This window comes from Velazquezella soli (genome assembly GCF_977018685.1).
On sequence record NZ_CDRNXF010000005.1, the window covers coordinates 774,057 to 788,646 of the forward strand.

13 protein-coding genes are annotated in these 14,590 nt (G+C 59.4%); 5 read left to right on the forward strand and 8 right to left on the reverse strand.

Annotation, left to right across the window (positions count from 1 at the left end):
• Positions 1–10: 10 nt before the first annotated feature.
• The 5 genes from AC0JZ8_RS23945 to mdoH are packed head-to-tail and all read right to left on the reverse strand — an operon-like array spanning position 11 to position 5,151.
• The gene (locus tag AC0JZ8_RS23945) at positions 11–796 is read right to left on the reverse strand and encodes a class I SAM-dependent methyltransferase (protein ID WP_471893767.1); all 786 of its coding nucleotides are present in this window, start codon (positions 794–796) and stop codon (positions 11–13) included.
• Entirely contained in the window at positions 793–1,857 is a 1,065-nt protein-coding gene (locus AC0JZ8_RS23950) for a glycosyltransferase family 4 protein (RefSeq protein ID WP_471893768.1), read from the reverse strand. The genes AC0JZ8_RS23945 and AC0JZ8_RS23950 overlap by 4 nt, the downstream gene beginning before the upstream one ends.
• On the reverse strand, positions 1,854–2,252 hold the full coding sequence (locus tag AC0JZ8_RS23955) for a 6-pyruvoyl trahydropterin synthase family protein (RefSeq protein ID WP_062458601.1): 399 nt from the start codon (positions 2,250–2,252) through the stop codon (positions 1,854–1,856). Before AC0JZ8_RS23955 ends, AC0JZ8_RS23950 begins: the two co-directional genes overlap by 4 nt.
• 20 nt (positions 2,253–2,272) lie before the next feature.
• The gene (locus tag AC0JZ8_RS23960; protein ID WP_471893769.1) at positions 2,273–3,250 is read right to left on the reverse strand and encodes a zinc-dependent alcohol dehydrogenase; all 978 of its coding nucleotides are present in this window, start codon (positions 3,248–3,250) and stop codon (positions 2,273–2,275) included.
• Positions 3,247–5,151 (reverse strand): glucans biosynthesis glucosyltransferase MdoH, encoded by a 1,905-nt coding sequence (gene mdoH / locus AC0JZ8_RS23965; RefSeq protein WP_471893770.1) that lies wholly within the window; start codon positions 5,149–5,151, stop codon positions 3,247–3,249. Before mdoH ends, AC0JZ8_RS23960 begins: the two co-directional genes overlap by 4 nt.
• Before the next feature lie 397 nt (positions 5,152–5,548).
• Between mdoH and AC0JZ8_RS23970 the strand changes: the two genes are divergently transcribed.
• Genes AC0JZ8_RS23970 through AC0JZ8_RS23985 form a run of 4 tightly spaced genes read left to right on the forward strand, consistent with a single transcriptional unit; the run spans position 5,549 to position 9,605 of the window.
• Positions 5,549–6,709, forward strand: a complete 1,161-nt coding sequence (locus AC0JZ8_RS23970) for a fumarylacetoacetate hydrolase family protein (protein ID WP_062576644.1) — start codon at positions 5,549–5,551, stop codon at positions 6,707–6,709.
• A 29-nt stretch (positions 6,710–6,738) separates the two neighbouring features.
• Positions 6,739–7,272 carry a TRAP transporter small permease gene (locus tag AC0JZ8_RS23975; protein WP_062458592.1) on the forward strand — a complete coding sequence of 178 codons (534 nt, stop codon included), beginning with the start codon at positions 6,739–6,741 and terminating at the stop codon, positions 7,270–7,272.
• Entirely contained in the window at positions 7,273–8,550 is a 1,278-nt protein-coding gene (locus AC0JZ8_RS23980) for a TRAP transporter large permease (protein WP_174197429.1), read from the forward strand. It begins immediately after the preceding gene.
• A gap of 50 nt (positions 8,551–8,600) precedes the next feature.
• Positions 8,601–9,605: a TRAP transporter substrate-binding protein gene (locus tag AC0JZ8_RS23985; RefSeq protein ID WP_062458586.1), complete on the forward strand. Its 1,005-nt coding sequence runs from the start codon at positions 8,601–8,603 to the stop codon at positions 9,603–9,605.
• 56 nt (positions 9,606–9,661) lie between these two features.
• Here the strand turns inward: AC0JZ8_RS23985 and AC0JZ8_RS23990 are convergent, their stop codons facing one another.
• The 3 genes from AC0JZ8_RS23990 to AC0JZ8_RS24000 all read right to left on the reverse strand — a co-directional run bounded on the left by AC0JZ8_RS23990 (position 9,662) and on the right by AC0JZ8_RS24000 (position 13,006).
• Complete coding sequence (locus AC0JZ8_RS23990; protein WP_471893771.1) at positions 9,662–10,576, reverse strand: DMT family transporter; 915 nt, start codon at positions 10,574–10,576, stop codon at positions 9,662–9,664.
• 11 nt (positions 10,577–10,587) lie between these two features.
• The gene (locus AC0JZ8_RS23995) at positions 10,588–11,790 is read right to left on the reverse strand and encodes a mandelate racemase/muconate lactonizing enzyme family protein (protein WP_471893772.1); all 1,203 of its coding nucleotides are present in this window, start codon (positions 11,788–11,790) and stop codon (positions 10,588–10,590) included.
• Positions 11,791–11,917: 127 nt separating this feature from the next.
• On the reverse strand, positions 11,918–13,006 hold the full coding sequence (locus AC0JZ8_RS24000) for an RHE_PE00001 family protein (protein ID WP_471893773.1): 1,089 nt from the start codon (positions 13,004–13,006) through the stop codon (positions 11,918–11,920).
• A 385-nt stretch (positions 13,007–13,391) separates the two neighbouring features.
• Between AC0JZ8_RS24000 and repA the strand changes: the two genes are divergently transcribed.
• Positions 13,392–14,588 carry a plasmid partitioning protein RepA gene (repA, locus tag AC0JZ8_RS24005; RefSeq protein WP_062576652.1) on the forward strand — a complete coding sequence of 399 codons (1,197 nt, stop codon included), beginning with the start codon at positions 13,392–13,394 and terminating at the stop codon, positions 14,586–14,588.
• The last annotated feature ends 2 nt before the right edge of the window (positions 14,589–14,590 follow it).

Consider the following 14,590-nt stretch of genomic DNA (forward strand, 5'->3'; position numbering starts at 1 on the left):
TGGCAACCAATCAGCGGAGGAGAAGCATATCCCAGTGCCCGACTTCGCAGGCCGAACGCGATGCCATCTCGAGGCGCATCCGTCGCCAGTCTTCCAGAACGCTTTCGTCCAACCGGTCTGTTTCAGCCGCAGCGTTTGCCAAGCCTGAAATGAACTGCCGCTGCAATTCGGCTTGATCGCCGCCGAGGCGCCAGGGGCTCTGACCGGTGAGAACCTTGAAGCCCGCCTGCTCTGCCAACCGGGACAAGACCGGTTCCGCCGTTGGACCAAGCGCCGGTCCAAAGCCCTTGTCGCGGCGTTGGTGGGCGTTGAACGCTTCGACAACCAAGCCATCCGCTTCGTGCGCGATTTCCCAGCTGCAGACGCCATCGTAGTTGAGCGCCGTATAGAGACCGATGTCACGCTTCGCGAGGAGATGCAGAAGACGCTCCAGAAATTCGGCTGAGACGAGGTCGAAAAGCGCCGACGCTGTCACCAGACTCGCATCCGTGAAGGGCTCAGGCGCCAAACGGCTAAGGTCGGCCTGCAGGCATTTCACCTGGTCGGGCATACCGAGCCTGTTTGCCGCTTCTTCGAGCAGTTGCGGATCGTTGTCGACAAGCCGCCAGTGCCAGGACGAGCTCTGGGGCGCAAGTGCGCGGACAGTGGAGCCGGTTCCGCAGCCGAGATCGACGACCGTCGCGCCGTTCCCGTCTGCGGTCACACTTTCGATGGCAGACCGCCGGAGGTCGGGTTCACGCGCAGCATTGTCCGCGGGCTCGCGCAGATCGAGCCAGACTGTGTCGAAGCCACTCATCGCATCTCCTCCAGAAAATCGGAAAGGACCTTTGCCGTTGCCGGCCAATCGGGCAGCTGCTGGCCAACGGCAAGCGCGCCCGCAGAATAAGCTTGTCGCGTCTCCGGCTGGTCGATCAGCAGCGCCAGAGCTTCGGCGAGCCCGGCGATGTCGCCCGGTTCCACGAGGATCCCGGCCTCGTCAGTCACCAGATCCGGTATCGCCCCGCCGCGACAGCCGACGATCGGCAGGCCGCGCACCATGGCTTCCGCAAAGGCCATGCCGTAGCCTTCGTAGCGGCTGGCGAGAGCAAAGATATCCGCCCGATCATACTCGACTGCCACATCATCAAGCGCGCCCGTCAACGTGACGCGATCACTGAGCCCGCACGCCTCGATCTGTCGTCGCAGAGCGGCGGCGCATTGGCGATCCATGTCATCGCTGCCTGCGATCCGGCACTGCCATGGGCGATCGGAGATGCGCTCGAGCGCTGAAATCAGCGCCGCATGATCCTTGCGCTGCGTCAGCGATCCGACCGACAGGATCATCACCCCGTCCCCGCCGGTGCTGCCCGATGCAGGCTTTGCCTGCTCCGTTCCAGGCACGGCGACACGCACGAGATCCGGCGCCACGCGGAATTGCGATACCAGAGTTCGCGCCGTGCTGGGGCTTGTGACGACGACACCTTTAGCTGCACCTAGCGCTGTCATCTCGCTTTTTCGCAACCGCTCGGCAACGCCGGCCGGAATGCCGCTTTCGAGTGCCAACGGATGATGGACGAGCGCAATCATGCGGAGGCGGGTCGCCTCCTCCATGGCAATTGCCGGCATTGCCCCAAATGCAAGGCCATCGATCAGAACGAGACTATCGTCGGCGAGGGCTGCGAGTTTTTCGGCTGTTTCGGCAAGCTCGCTTTCGCTCGGTTCCGGAAAGCCGCCGGGAAGCTGCAGGTGCTCGACTGTCCAGCCGATTGCCCTGAGCTCCTCGATCATCCGCCGGTCATAGCCATACCCGCCGCTGCGGGTGTCGATATCGCCGGGGATGGCGAATACCAGCCGTCGCTCCCTTGATGCGGCGTTCAAATCGCCGCCTCGTACCAGGCACGCGCCACATGGCTTTCATGCAGGGTTACCTTGAGGCGGCGGATGCGCACGCCACCCGGACCAAGATCGCCGGCAGCGATACCGGCTTTCAGCTGATCGAAGACGTGCTTGGCGAGCACCTCCGTCGTGGTGACCTTGCCGCGAAAGATTTCGAGTTCGTCGAGGTTCTGGTAGTTGAGCGGCGCAACGATTGCTTTCAGCACCGTCGTTGCAAGGCCGATATCGACGCCGAGCCCGTTTTCGTCGAGATCTTCGGTCATGAAGGCGGCATCGACAATAAAGGTCGCGCCATGCATCGCCTGGGCCGGGCCGAATACCTCCCGTGGCAAGCTATGGGCAATCATCATGTGGTCGCGAACTTCAACTGCAAACATGCGGGGAATGTCCTTTCAGACTAACGGTATCGGATACGGTGGCAAAGGGTGCCGGGATCGGCGAGAATTTGGCAATAGTCTTGGGCAAGGTCGGGAAAGTCCGTCTCGCCGGAGAAGAGTTTGTCGAGGCGGTCATCCGCAAGCAATGCAAGTGCCGCGGCCAGACGTCGCGACAGCGGCCACCTTGCGCGCCTTTGAACCGGTACGTTGCCGACCTGCGAAGCGACGATCGACAGGCGTTGACTGTGGAAACGACCGCCCAGCGGAATCTTCACGCTGCCTTCGCCATACCACGACATCTCGACGATCCGCGCCTCGAAGCCGGCGAGCGCAATGGATGTGGCAAGACCTGCGGCCGTGGCCGACGTGTGGATCACCACATCGCATCCGCCGGCACGGTCGTTCGCCTGTTCGGGTGATGCAAACCGGCATCCGAAATCTTCGGCAAGACCGCGGCGATCGCCATTGACGTCCACGACGGTGACTTCGGTGCCGGGGATCCTTGCGGCGAGATAGGCAATCAGAAGCCCGACGAGCCCTGCACCGACGACCGCGACCTTGTCGCCTGGAAGAATGCCGGCATCCCAAACGCCGTTGAGGGCCGTCTCCATATTGGCTGCAAGGACGGCGCGCGAGGCGGGCACGCCTGCTGGAACCGGCACGACCATCTCAGCGGGGGCGTGGAAGGCATCCTGATGCGGATAGAGGCAGAATACTGTCCGGTCGACAAGCGCTTCCGGGCCGTCCTTTGCGGTTCCGACCACCGCGTAGCCGTACTTGATCGGAAACGGGAATTCTCCATCCTGCAACGGCGCCCGCATGCTGTCGTATTCGCTTTCGGGGACCGAGCCGGCTGCCACCAGGGACTCCGTACCGCGGCTGATGGCGCCGAACAGGCTTTCCACCAGGACATCGCCGTGCCCGAGCGGACCAAGCGGCGTCTCTCGCACTTCAGGCTGGTTTTCTCGCACCAGCCACAATGCTTGCGCTATCGTCATGCCTGACCATCGCGTGCCGGCTTGGGAAACTTGCCTTCAACTTTGACGGACGGACGACGCCAGAGACGGGCTTCATGCGGAACGAGGCGGGTGAGGACCCGCGGAAGACAGCCTTCCTCGGGAATTGCGAACAGTCCGAGGCGGGTCGTCCAGTAACCGAACCGCTGCGAGGCCGTGAAGACCGTGAACGGGATCGCCAGACAGAGACCGGCGACCACAGGCAGAGCCCAGAAGATCGCGTACCCACCGATCAGGCCCGTGATGATCGTAGCAAGGACAACGCCGATCAATGTCTGAAGGCCCATCGCCTTGATGGCTGTGTAAAGCGTAACGCCGAGCCGGTCGCGGTTCTGACCGCTCCAGGTGACCGAACGTCCGAACAGAAGACCGATCAGGAACACCGAGACATAGACGGCAACGATGGGCGCCATGATCATCGAGGCCAGGAGTTCGATCACCGCCGACAGACCGAAGCGCAATGGTCCGCCATAGGAGCGGATCGCGCCGGGGGTAAGCAGCACATCGACGACGCCGGCGATCTTGGGGGTGACCGACAGAAGAAAGATGGTGATGAACGACCAGAAGCCGAGTTCGATATAGGTCGCATCAAAGCCGCCGGTCACACCCTTCCATGCGGCGGCAAACGTCGCGACGATCCAGGCCGGCGGTGCCACATACATCAGGACGGCCTGAAAAAGCTGAAACCTGCTGAGCGGCTTGAGGCCCGGCTCAAAAAGGAAACGCCAATACTGCATGTTGCCTTGGCACCATCGCAGATCTCGCTTGGCAAACTCCAGCAATGTCGGTGGGTTGGCTTCGAAGCTCTGTGTCTCGATCGGCAGCACACGAACTTCGTAGCCGCCCCGACGCATATAGGTCGCTTCCAGCTGGTCGTGGCTCAGCACATGGCCGCCCAATGGCGGCGATCCCGGGAGAACGGGCAGATTGCAGTGGGCCTCAAATGCCGCGGCGCGGATCAGTGCGTTGTGCCCCCAGTAAGGCCCGCAATCAGCGCTCCACCATGCGGAGCCGAGCGTGAAAGACCGCATTCCGTGACGCATGCCGAACTGGAACATCCGGGCAAAGCCGCTTTCGGCGGGCACTCCGACGACCAGGGTCTGCAGAATCCCGAGCTCAGGTCGTGCCTCCATGGCAGCCACCAGCCGTATCATCACGTCGCCGGACATGACGCTGTCGGAATCCAGCGGCAGGAAAAAGTCGTAGCGGCTTCCGTGTTCCTTCAGGAAGTCCTGAATATTGCCCGCCTTGTAACCGGCATTGTCAGCACGACGACGATAGACCGGCCGGTTACCGCCATCCACCACGACATGAGCGGCAACGAGATCGAAGCCCGCTTCTTCCAACTGGATGATGTCGGGCTCGGACGTGTCGCTGAGGACGAAGAACCGAAAGTGGCGTTGAAGGCCGGTCGCCTTAAGGCTCTTCTGCATCGCCTCTATCCGGGCAAAGACGGGCCGCGGATCTTCGTTGCGCAGGAATATCGTCAGCGCTGTCCGCGACGACAAAGCGATCGGCTGGCTTCCCTGACCCTGCGGATAGAAGGGGTAGATGCTGTTGGAGGGGTCGCCGGGGCCGTGCTGGAGGACGATCCCGATCACGGCGTTCCAGAACCCAAGCACCGTCCACGGCGTTGCCAGCATGAACCCGATCAGCATGACGGCTTCCGCACCATCAATGCCACCTGGGGAAAGAAGTCGGTAGACGACATACCCAAGCCCCGCGATCGTTGCGAGGTTGAGCGCCAGAACGATACGACGGCGCCACCGGACGGGAAGTCCGGAATACTGGAAGTCGGGACTTCGATCGGGATCCGACTGCCAGCCCGTTGCACTTTGGTCGGCAGCCATCGCGTTGAGAACGCCTTCTTTTAAATTGCCCATGCGCAACACTTAGGCTGAACCTCCGTCCTAGCAAGCGCCGAGCGATTTCAAATGAAGTTTACCGACGCCGTTGCCCCGCTCCAGATCCGCGCCAGTGCGCAAACAGCCGCAGGTTTTACTGGGATCCTTTTGGATCGTCCGTCACCGCTCGAGGTAGGATGATCCTTCATCCGTCGCCTGGTCAGCTTGCATCGACTTCATTGGGGCGCACCGGAACGACAGCGTGCGTCGGCGTTCTTTGCCCGCGTATATTGTATAGATGATCCCCAGAATTGACAGGGTTGCAGTACTGGACACGAAGAAAAACACTCAGTAGAAAGCTGAAGCGACGTTGTCAGACATCGGACAACAGATTGACGGGTGGAGGCCTGATCGATCGGCCGCTTGGAGGATCATAATGACTATACATGGCGGGCTGACGCCCGAACTGATTTTGCCGCAGGATTCCGAGACCGCCACTCTGGTTGGTCGTGTCTGGTCGAAGGCTGCGGACGGCCCCTGCCCTGTCCTTTACCGGAATGGCAGGCTTCTGGATCTTTCGTCGCTCGCTGCGACGCTGTCAGCACTGCTTGAGATCGACGGCCTGGTGGAGCGCCTGACGGCCGCTACCGATTGGACGGATCTCGGCTCTCTCAATGACTTCCTAGACGGCACTGCCGGAACGCTGCTGGCGCCTGTTGACCTGCAGGCGATCAAAGCCGCAGGCGTAACTTTCGCAGACAGCATGCTGGAACGGGTCATCGAGGAACAGGCCAAGGGCGATCCGCTTCGGGCCCAGGAGATCCGCGGCCGCCTGGCGCCGGTTCTGGGCGACAGCCTGAAGGGACTTGTAGCCGGCTCAGAAAAGGCGGCAAGCGTGAAAGCGCTGTTGCAGGATATGGGGCTCTGGTCGCAGTATCTCGAAGTCGGGATCGGTCCGGATGCGGAAATCTTCACTAAGGCTCAACCCATGTCGGCCGTCGGCTGCGGGTCGCTGGTCGGCATTCACCCGAAGTCGGATTGGAACAATCCCGAACCGGAAGTGGTGCTTGCTGTCACATCCACGGGTGCGATTGTCGGTGCGACGCTTGGCAATGACGTAAATCTTCGCGATTTCGAAGGACGGTCCGCCCTGCTTCTCAGCAAGGCAAAGGACAACAACGCATCCTGTTCTCTCGGTCCCTTCATCCGACTGTTCGACGGCGAATTTTCGCTCGAAGACGTCAAGAAATCGGAGATCTCGCTTGTCGTCGAGGGCCCTGAAGGTTTCGAGATGACGGGCGTCAGCCCGATGCAGGCAATTAGCCGCACGCCAGAAGATCTCGTTTCGCAGCTTCTCAACCGCAACCATCAATACCCTGATGGCGCCGTGTTGTTTCTCGGCACCATGTTTGCACCGGTCAAGGATCGGCGCGGCAAGGGTCTGGGCTTTACGCACGAGATCGGCGACCGCGTCGAGATTTCGTCGCCAAGGCTTGGGCGACTGGTGAATTGGGTGGAAAACAGTGAAGCCTGCCCGCCCTGGGACTTCGGGCTGACGGCTTTGATGAAGAACCTCGCGAAGCGCAAGCTCTTGTAGCCGCCGCGGTTGATGGGAGGAGGAACCCGATGCAACGAATAAACGATCTCTTTTATCGCTTTCTGGAACTGCTGCTGATCCTGCTTTTGGCAGGCATGGCAATCATGGTGTTCCTCAACGTGGTGCTGCGCTACGGTTTCAACTCCGGCCTCAACATATCGGAAGAGCTGTCGCGCTACTTCTTCGTCTGGCTGACCTTTATCGGTGCTGTCGTTGCGTTTCGCGAACATTCCCACCTTGGTGTGGAGTCGCTGGTCGCCATGCTCGGTCGCTCGGGCCGTATCGCCTGCATGATCATTTCGAACCTGCTGATCATCCTGTGTTCGGCAATTTTCTTCTGGGGCACATGGGTCCAGTTGCCGATCAACGCCAGCATGGTCGCACCTGTGACCGGGCTTTCCATGGCGTGGGTCTACGGCATCGGCTTCTTCACCGGTGGAGGATGCGTGCTGATCGCGCTTGAACGGCTGTTTCGCCTGATCACCGGTCGTGTCACCGACGCGGAAATCGCAGCCTTCACGGGTGAAAACATGACGATCGAACAACTGGCGGAGCGGACCTAAATGACTCTTTTCGTCTTTGTTGGATCGCTGCTTGGGGCGATGGCCGTTGGCGTACCCGTGGCCTTCTCGCTGATTTTCTGCGGCGTCGTGCTCATGTGGCACATGGACATGTTCAACAGCCAGATCATCGCGCAGAACATGATCGCGGGCGCTGATACATTCACCCTGCTCGCCATCCCCTTCTTCATTCTCGCCGGCGAATTGATGAATTCCGGCGGTTTGTCGAAGCGTATCATCGATTTCGCGATCGCCTGCGTCGGTCACATCAGAGGTGGTCTCGGGATCGTCGCGATTTTTGCAGCGCTCATCATGGCCAGCATTTCGGGTTCGGCCGCTGCCGATACGGCGGCCCTTGCCGCCATCCTCATCCCGATGATGGCCAAGGCAGGCTATAATATTCCCCGCTCCGGTGGTCTGATCGCTGCCGGCGGCATCATCGCCCCGGTCATTCCGCCGTCGATGGCGTTTATCGTATTCGGCGTTGCCGCGAACGTGTCGATCACCCAGCTCTTCATGGCTGGCATTTTTCCCGGCATCCTGATGGCCGTCTCACTGATCATTACCTGGCTGATCGTGGTGCGCAAAGATAACGTCCAGGCGCTTCCGAAGACTACCTACAAGGAACGCCTGCACGCAACCGGACGCGCTGCCTGGGCGCTCGGCATGCCTGTGATCATCCTCGGCGGCATCAAGATCGGCATCGTGACGCCGACCGAAGCTGCCGTCGTTGCCGCCGTCTATGCGATGTTCGTCGGCATGGTAATCTACAAGGAACTGAAGCCGAGAGACCTTCCGCACGTCATTCTGCAGGCCGCCAAGACGACTTCGGTCATCATGTTCCTCGTCTGCGCGGCACTCGTATCGGCATGGCTCATCACGGCTGCGAATATTCCGGCAGAAATCGCCGGCTATATCGAACCGCTGATCGATCGCCCCACGCTGTTGATGTTCGTCATCATGATCCTGGTTCTGGTTGTCGGTACGGCACTCGATCTGACCCCGACCATCCTGATCCTGACGCCGGTTCTCATGCCGATCATCAAGCAGGCAGGAATCGATCCGGTCTATTTCGGCGTGCTCTTTATCATCAACAACTCGATCGGCCTCATTACGCCGCCGGTCGGTGTTGTGCTTAACGTTGTCAGCGGTGTCGGGAGAATACCGCTTGGCAAGGTTACGGCCGGCGTGTGGCCGTTCCTTCTGGCGCAGTCGCTCGTGCTTTTCCTGCTCGTGCTGTTTCCCGATCTTGTGATCGTGCCCGCACGTTGGTTGCATTGACGGCCTGCCATTCAACCTGTTCACATCAACGTCCAACTGGGAGGACTACTATGAAGAGACTGCTTCTTGCCACTACAGCGATCGCGCTTGCCTGCTCCACAGCAGCACCGGCCTTCGCCGAATTCAAGAGCCGCAACATTCGCGTTTCTAACGGCATCAATGCCGACCATCCGGTCGGTAACGGAATCAAGGCCATGCAGGAATGCCTGGACCAGAAGTCCGGCGGCAAGCTGAAGCTGACCGCTTTCTGGGGCGGCGCTCTCGGCGGCGACCTTCAGGCAACCCAGGCCCTGCGCTCGGGCGTTCAGGAAGCCGTCGTCACATCCTCATCTCCGCTCGTCGGCATCATTCCGGCACTCGGCGTTTTCGACCTGCCGTTCCTGTTCCGCGATGCCCCTGAGGCCTACAAGGTGCTCGACGGCAAATTTGGCGACGAGATGAACAAGAAGCTCGATGGCGCCGGTCTGGTCAATCTTGCCTATTGGGAAAACGGATTCCGCAACCTGTCGAACTCCAAGCGCGCCGTCACCAAGTGGGAAGATTTCTCGGGGATGAAGGTTCGCGTCATGCAGAACAACATCTTCCTCGACACCTTCCAGAACCTTGGTGCAAACGCGACCCCGATGGCCTTCGGCGAAGTCTATTCGGCTCTGGAAACCAACGCGATCGACGCGCAGGAAAACCCCTATGTGACGATCGACACCTCGAAGTTCTTCGAAGTGCAGAAATACGTCACCGAGACCAACCACGCATATACGCCGTTCCTCTTCCTCTTCTCCAAGGCGATCTTCAACACCTATTCGCCGGAAGAACAGACTGCACTGCGTGAATGCGCAGTGGTCGGTCGCGATGTGGAGCGCCAGGTGATCGGCGATCTCAACAAGAAGTCGCTGGAAAAGATCAAGGCCGCCGGCCTGGAGGTGAACACGCTGTCGCCTGAGGAGCAGGCTCGCATTCGTGAAAAGTCGCTTGCTGTCTATGAAAAGCACAAGGACCAGATTGGTGCCGATGTGGTTGATGGCATCCTGGCGGAACTTAAGGAAGTCCGTAAGTAAGCATCAGCCTTCGGCAGACGAGCCCGCGACGTTACCGTCGCGGGCTTTTTTCATGGCTATTCGAGCGCGATCGGCTGCACCTTTTGGCGCTTCTTCAGCGTCTGCTCACGCAGGAAGATGAAGACGCCGGAACCGACGATCAGTGCTGCACCGATCAGCATTCCGAATCTCGGCATATCGCCAAAGAACAGCCAGCCGAACAGAACCGCCCAGAGCAAAAGCGTGTACTGTAGGGGAGCGACCGTTGCCGCATCCGAGATCTTCAATGCTCTGTTAACGAGAACATGAGCGGTCATTGCTACTATACCGAGCAATGCAAGCAGGCCAAAATCGCGGGTAGAAGCGATCGTCGACCAGTCGAAAGGCGCGAAAGCAAGGCCTGCAAGTGCCGCACCGACGATCTGGAAAAAGACCAGCGTCCGGTCTGGGGTGGCCCTCAGGAAACGACCTGAAATCATCATGAACGCGAAGGCGGCACTGCCGAAGATGGATACGATCGCTGGCGGACTGATCATCGCGCTCGACGGTTCGAGCGTGATGACGACACCGATAAAGCCGATGCCGATTGCAGTCCACCGACGCCAGCCGACTTGTTCACCCAGTAGCAGTGGCGAGGCCGCGGCGACATAGATCGGTGCTGCGAGCCAGTAGGTCATGACGTCTGCGAGCGGAAGATACATCACGGCATAGTAGAAGCAGAAAACCTCGGCGGTGGAGCAGAACACCCGAAGCGCCTGCATGCCGGGTCGTTCGACCTTCAGCAGCGAGCCGAATCCTTGAAAGAACAGGAAAGGCAGCAGGATGACAAGCGCGGCGAGGCTGCGCAGAAGCACGACCTGTCCAAGGCCGTAGCTCGAAACGAGCCACTTCCCCATGGCGTCGTTAAGCGCAAACATGACCATGCCGAGCAGCATGATGAGGGGCCCGGCCATGCGCGCCGAGACGATTTGCTTGGAGATGGATGCGATCATGCCGCGATGCCCTACATGTCTGCGAGGTTTGAGAAACGCCGTGTTACGGTGAAGACCTTGTCCAGGTCTGGATTGAGGTCCATTCCGAGGCCAGGACCAGGCGGAACCGTGATCATGCCGTTCTTCACCCCAGGCAGTGCGGTGACGAGATCGCGGTACCACGTCTTGTAGAAGGCGCGCACACTTTCCTGCACCAGCGCATTGGGTGCGTTAAGCGACAGGTGCGTCGATGCGCCGAGGACAACCGGACCGGTGCAATCGTGCGGAGCGATCGGCAAATGCCAAGCCTCCGCCATCGATGCGATCTTGCGTGCTTCCGACAGCCCGCCGCACCAGGAGATGTCCAGCATGACGATGCCGGCGACGCCCGTTTCGAGATAATCCCGGAAACCCCAGCGCGTTGCCAAGGTCTCAGATGCTGAGATTGGTGCGGGCGATACGTCGGCATAACGACGCAGGCTCGACAGGCTATCCATCTTGATCGGGTCTTCATGCCAGAACGTGCTGTAGGGCGTCAGCGCCTTGGCAATCTGCATCGCTGGCAGGAGCTGCCACATGGAGTGAAACTCCACCATGATGTCGATCTTGTCGCCGACAGCGTTGCGGATCTTTTCGAATGGCTGAAGCGCTGCGTTGAGATCGGAAGGTGAAATATACTGTCCCCTCGTCTTTTCGGCGGCGGCATCGAAGGGCCAGATCTTCATCGCCGTGATCCCCTCCTCCAGCAGCGAATGTGCCAATTCGTCCGCCCGGTTGAGAAACCCGTTGAGATCGTCGTAGTCCGAGCCGGTCGACAGGCCATAGTTGCCCGTGGTCTGGCCAGTGGATTTCTTGATATACTCGGTGCCGGCGCAGGTATTGTAGGTGCGGATTTCCTTGCGGCTGAAGCCGCCCAACAACTGCGCGATCGGCTGGCCCGTGACCTTGCCGAACAGATCCCACAACGCGATGTCGAAAGCCGAGTTGCCACGCACCTCAGCACCCGAGGATCGGAACCCGACATAGCCCACGAGGTCCTGTGCGAGAAGATCGATGGCAAGCGGATCGCGGCCGAGCACCCGCGGTGCAACATATTCGTGAATGTAGCTTTCGACCGTCTCTGCCCCGAAGAACGTCTCGCCGAGACCGGTCAGACCTTCATCCGTATGAACCAGAACCCAGATCAGGTTTGCGCGCTCTGCAACTCGCACGGTTTCGAGTTTCGTGATCTTCATTGATACCTCCCTTAATGTCCTCCACGACATACCCTCATCATTAAGGGATCGTTTGGACGATAGAAAGGCCGGGAACACTCGTTTCAGTTCGCTTTTGTCTTTATTTGCAACGCGTTAACCCGTCAGATCAAAGTATTCCCCAGGCTCGAAAGCGCCCTCGCCCGGTAAATTCACGAAGATTGAGCTCGGCAGCAATTTTCAGCGCGCCCTGCGGGGTTATCTCCAGTGCGTCGGCAATCATCCCGCTCGAAACAAGCGGGCGCGACAAGACAAGTTCGATCAGCTGGGGAAGTCGCGACGACTGTCGCCGGCCCACCAGACGGCGCTCGAGTTGCTGCTTGGCGAGCAACAACCGCTGGTGCTCTTTCATGCCATGCTCGGACGCGAGCGCAATTGCTTCCGTGAACGCGAGAAGCCTCACCATGCGGTTCCTGCTCATTGTGCGCTCCCGCGACACCTGCCGGAGACCGAAGTTGACCGCGGACAACTGCGTTTCGGTTAACCCGGCTTCGCGCAACACTGCGCTCGCCAGCAAACGTCCAAGCCATGGCGCATGCTTCGACACCTGCAGGTTAGACCAAGCGTCCCACGCAACGGCGGCCCTGAGGAGGGGCGGCATGGACTGCGTTTCGTCCAGCACCACGCGCCATTCCGACAGACGAGCGTCCTCGTCCCAGTCCTCGTCATAGATGAGAGCGTCCCGGCCTGGTATCTTCATCGCACGAACGCTTACGGCGTCCGCAAGCAACGCCTGGCTTCGCGCGAGAACAGCATCGATTGCTGCCAAGGGATCCTCGAAATCATCGACACGCGAGATCGTTGCGGGACCTCTCGGTGCCGCCTTGATCTCAATGTCTTGAGCCTCGTCATGACGACCGGACCTCAGCGCAGCAAGACCAGCGGCGCTCAATGCCCATTCCGGTTCGCTCGCCGCAATTCGCCGACGCGTTCGCAGTACGTCATGCGCAACTGTCAATTCGTGAGTGGAGGCTCGAACTGCCATCCCTGCGTCATGAAGAACAAGGTCTTCGATATGGACAAGTTCCCCGTCGATCCACAGGGACGAGCAGGCGTCCGAGAATTGGGCGCGACCGATCCAGCCTTGCCGTACGGGGGAACTAGCGATCCGCTCATCGAGTCGTACAACGCCGGCTGTCGCTGCGGAGATCGGTCCGAACAACTCACCAAAGTCTATTTTCGAGAGATCGTAACGCATTGAAAGCGTTATAGTTCAATGCCGTTGTGAAAGCTAGCGTCACGTTCGGTTTCGCTACCGGACACAAGATGGATGCGTCCGTGAGATGGAACCGTTTAGTTTCTGGCGTGATGGATCAAGCTAGCATCTGTATGATGATAAGCAAGCACCATAAACACTTATAGACAGGTTAAAGATGGCAAACGTCTAGCGATCCACTCAGCAAAATCTGATACCTTACCCCTGCCCCACTTCTCGTTGTCCGCGGACAACGAGCGCGACTTTTGCTCTCCACAGGCGCAAAATTCATTTGCATTGAATCATTTGTACAACTCGTGCGAATCGGGGCATATTCAACTGCGCAGTTTTCCGAAGAACTTCGCCAATTGCGCAGTTGGAGAGAAAGATGCCGCAGCCAAGCTTTAAAGTCGACGAACCTCAGGAGCACTTGCCAACGACTCTGGCAACAGATGCCCAGGAGCTTGCGCATCAACTTCAGATGCATCAAGCGAAAATTTTCGCACCGACATCTCAAAAGACGATCCGGCCCTTCCAGCCAGCCGAAGCCGCGAGCTTCATCGGGATCGGAGAAGGCTATCTCCGTCAGGTTGCCGCAGAAGGATACGGGCCCGAGCCGCTGGCGAACGGCCGGCGTGTTTACCTACCGACCGACATGGATCGTATTCGTCAGGTTCTCGACGAAAAGAACGGCGTGGCGAAATACGTACCGGCCCGCCGTCCTGGCGAAAAGCTGCAGGTCATTTCCGTCATGAACTTCAAGGGCGGAAGCGGCAAGACGACGACGTCCGCGCACCTGTCTCAATATCTTGCCCTTCGTGGCTACAAGACGCTCGCGATCGATCTCGATCCGCAGGCGTCTCTGTCGGCGTTGTTCGGGCATCAACCCGAGCTCGATGTGGGCGAAGGCGAGACGCTCTATGGTGCGATCCGCTATGAGGATCCGCGCCCTATTTCGGAAATTGTCCGCTCCACCTACACACCGAACCTGCATATCCTGCCGGGCAACCTCGAACTGATGGAGTTCGAGCACGAAACGCCTAAGGCCATGGCGTCGGGACAGGTTGCGACGATGTTCTTTGCCCGCATCGGCGAAGTTCTTGCCGATATCGAAGACCTTTACGATGTCGTCGTCATCGATTGCCCACCGCAGCTCGGCTTCCTGACCATGTCGGCGCTTTGCGCCTCGACATCGACCTTGATTACCGTTCACCCGCAGATGCTCGACGTCATGTCGATGTCGCAGTTTCTCTCGATGACCAGCGAACTGATGTCGGTTGTCGAGCGGGCAGGGGGGCGGACAAGCTATGACTGGATGCGATATCTTGTGACGCGGTTTGAACCCAATGACGGCCCACAGAGCCAGATGACGGGCTTTATGCGCGCCATCTTCGGCAATCGTATGCTTCACAACGCCATGTTGAAGTCGACAGCGATCTCCGATGCCGGCGTCACGAAACAGACACTGTATGAGGTCGAGCGCAATCAGTTCACCCGCGGCACCTATGACCGGGCGATGGACTCGCTCAATGCCGTGAACCTCGAGATTGAAGAATTGATCCGGTCCGTGTGGGGGAGGCGCTAAGA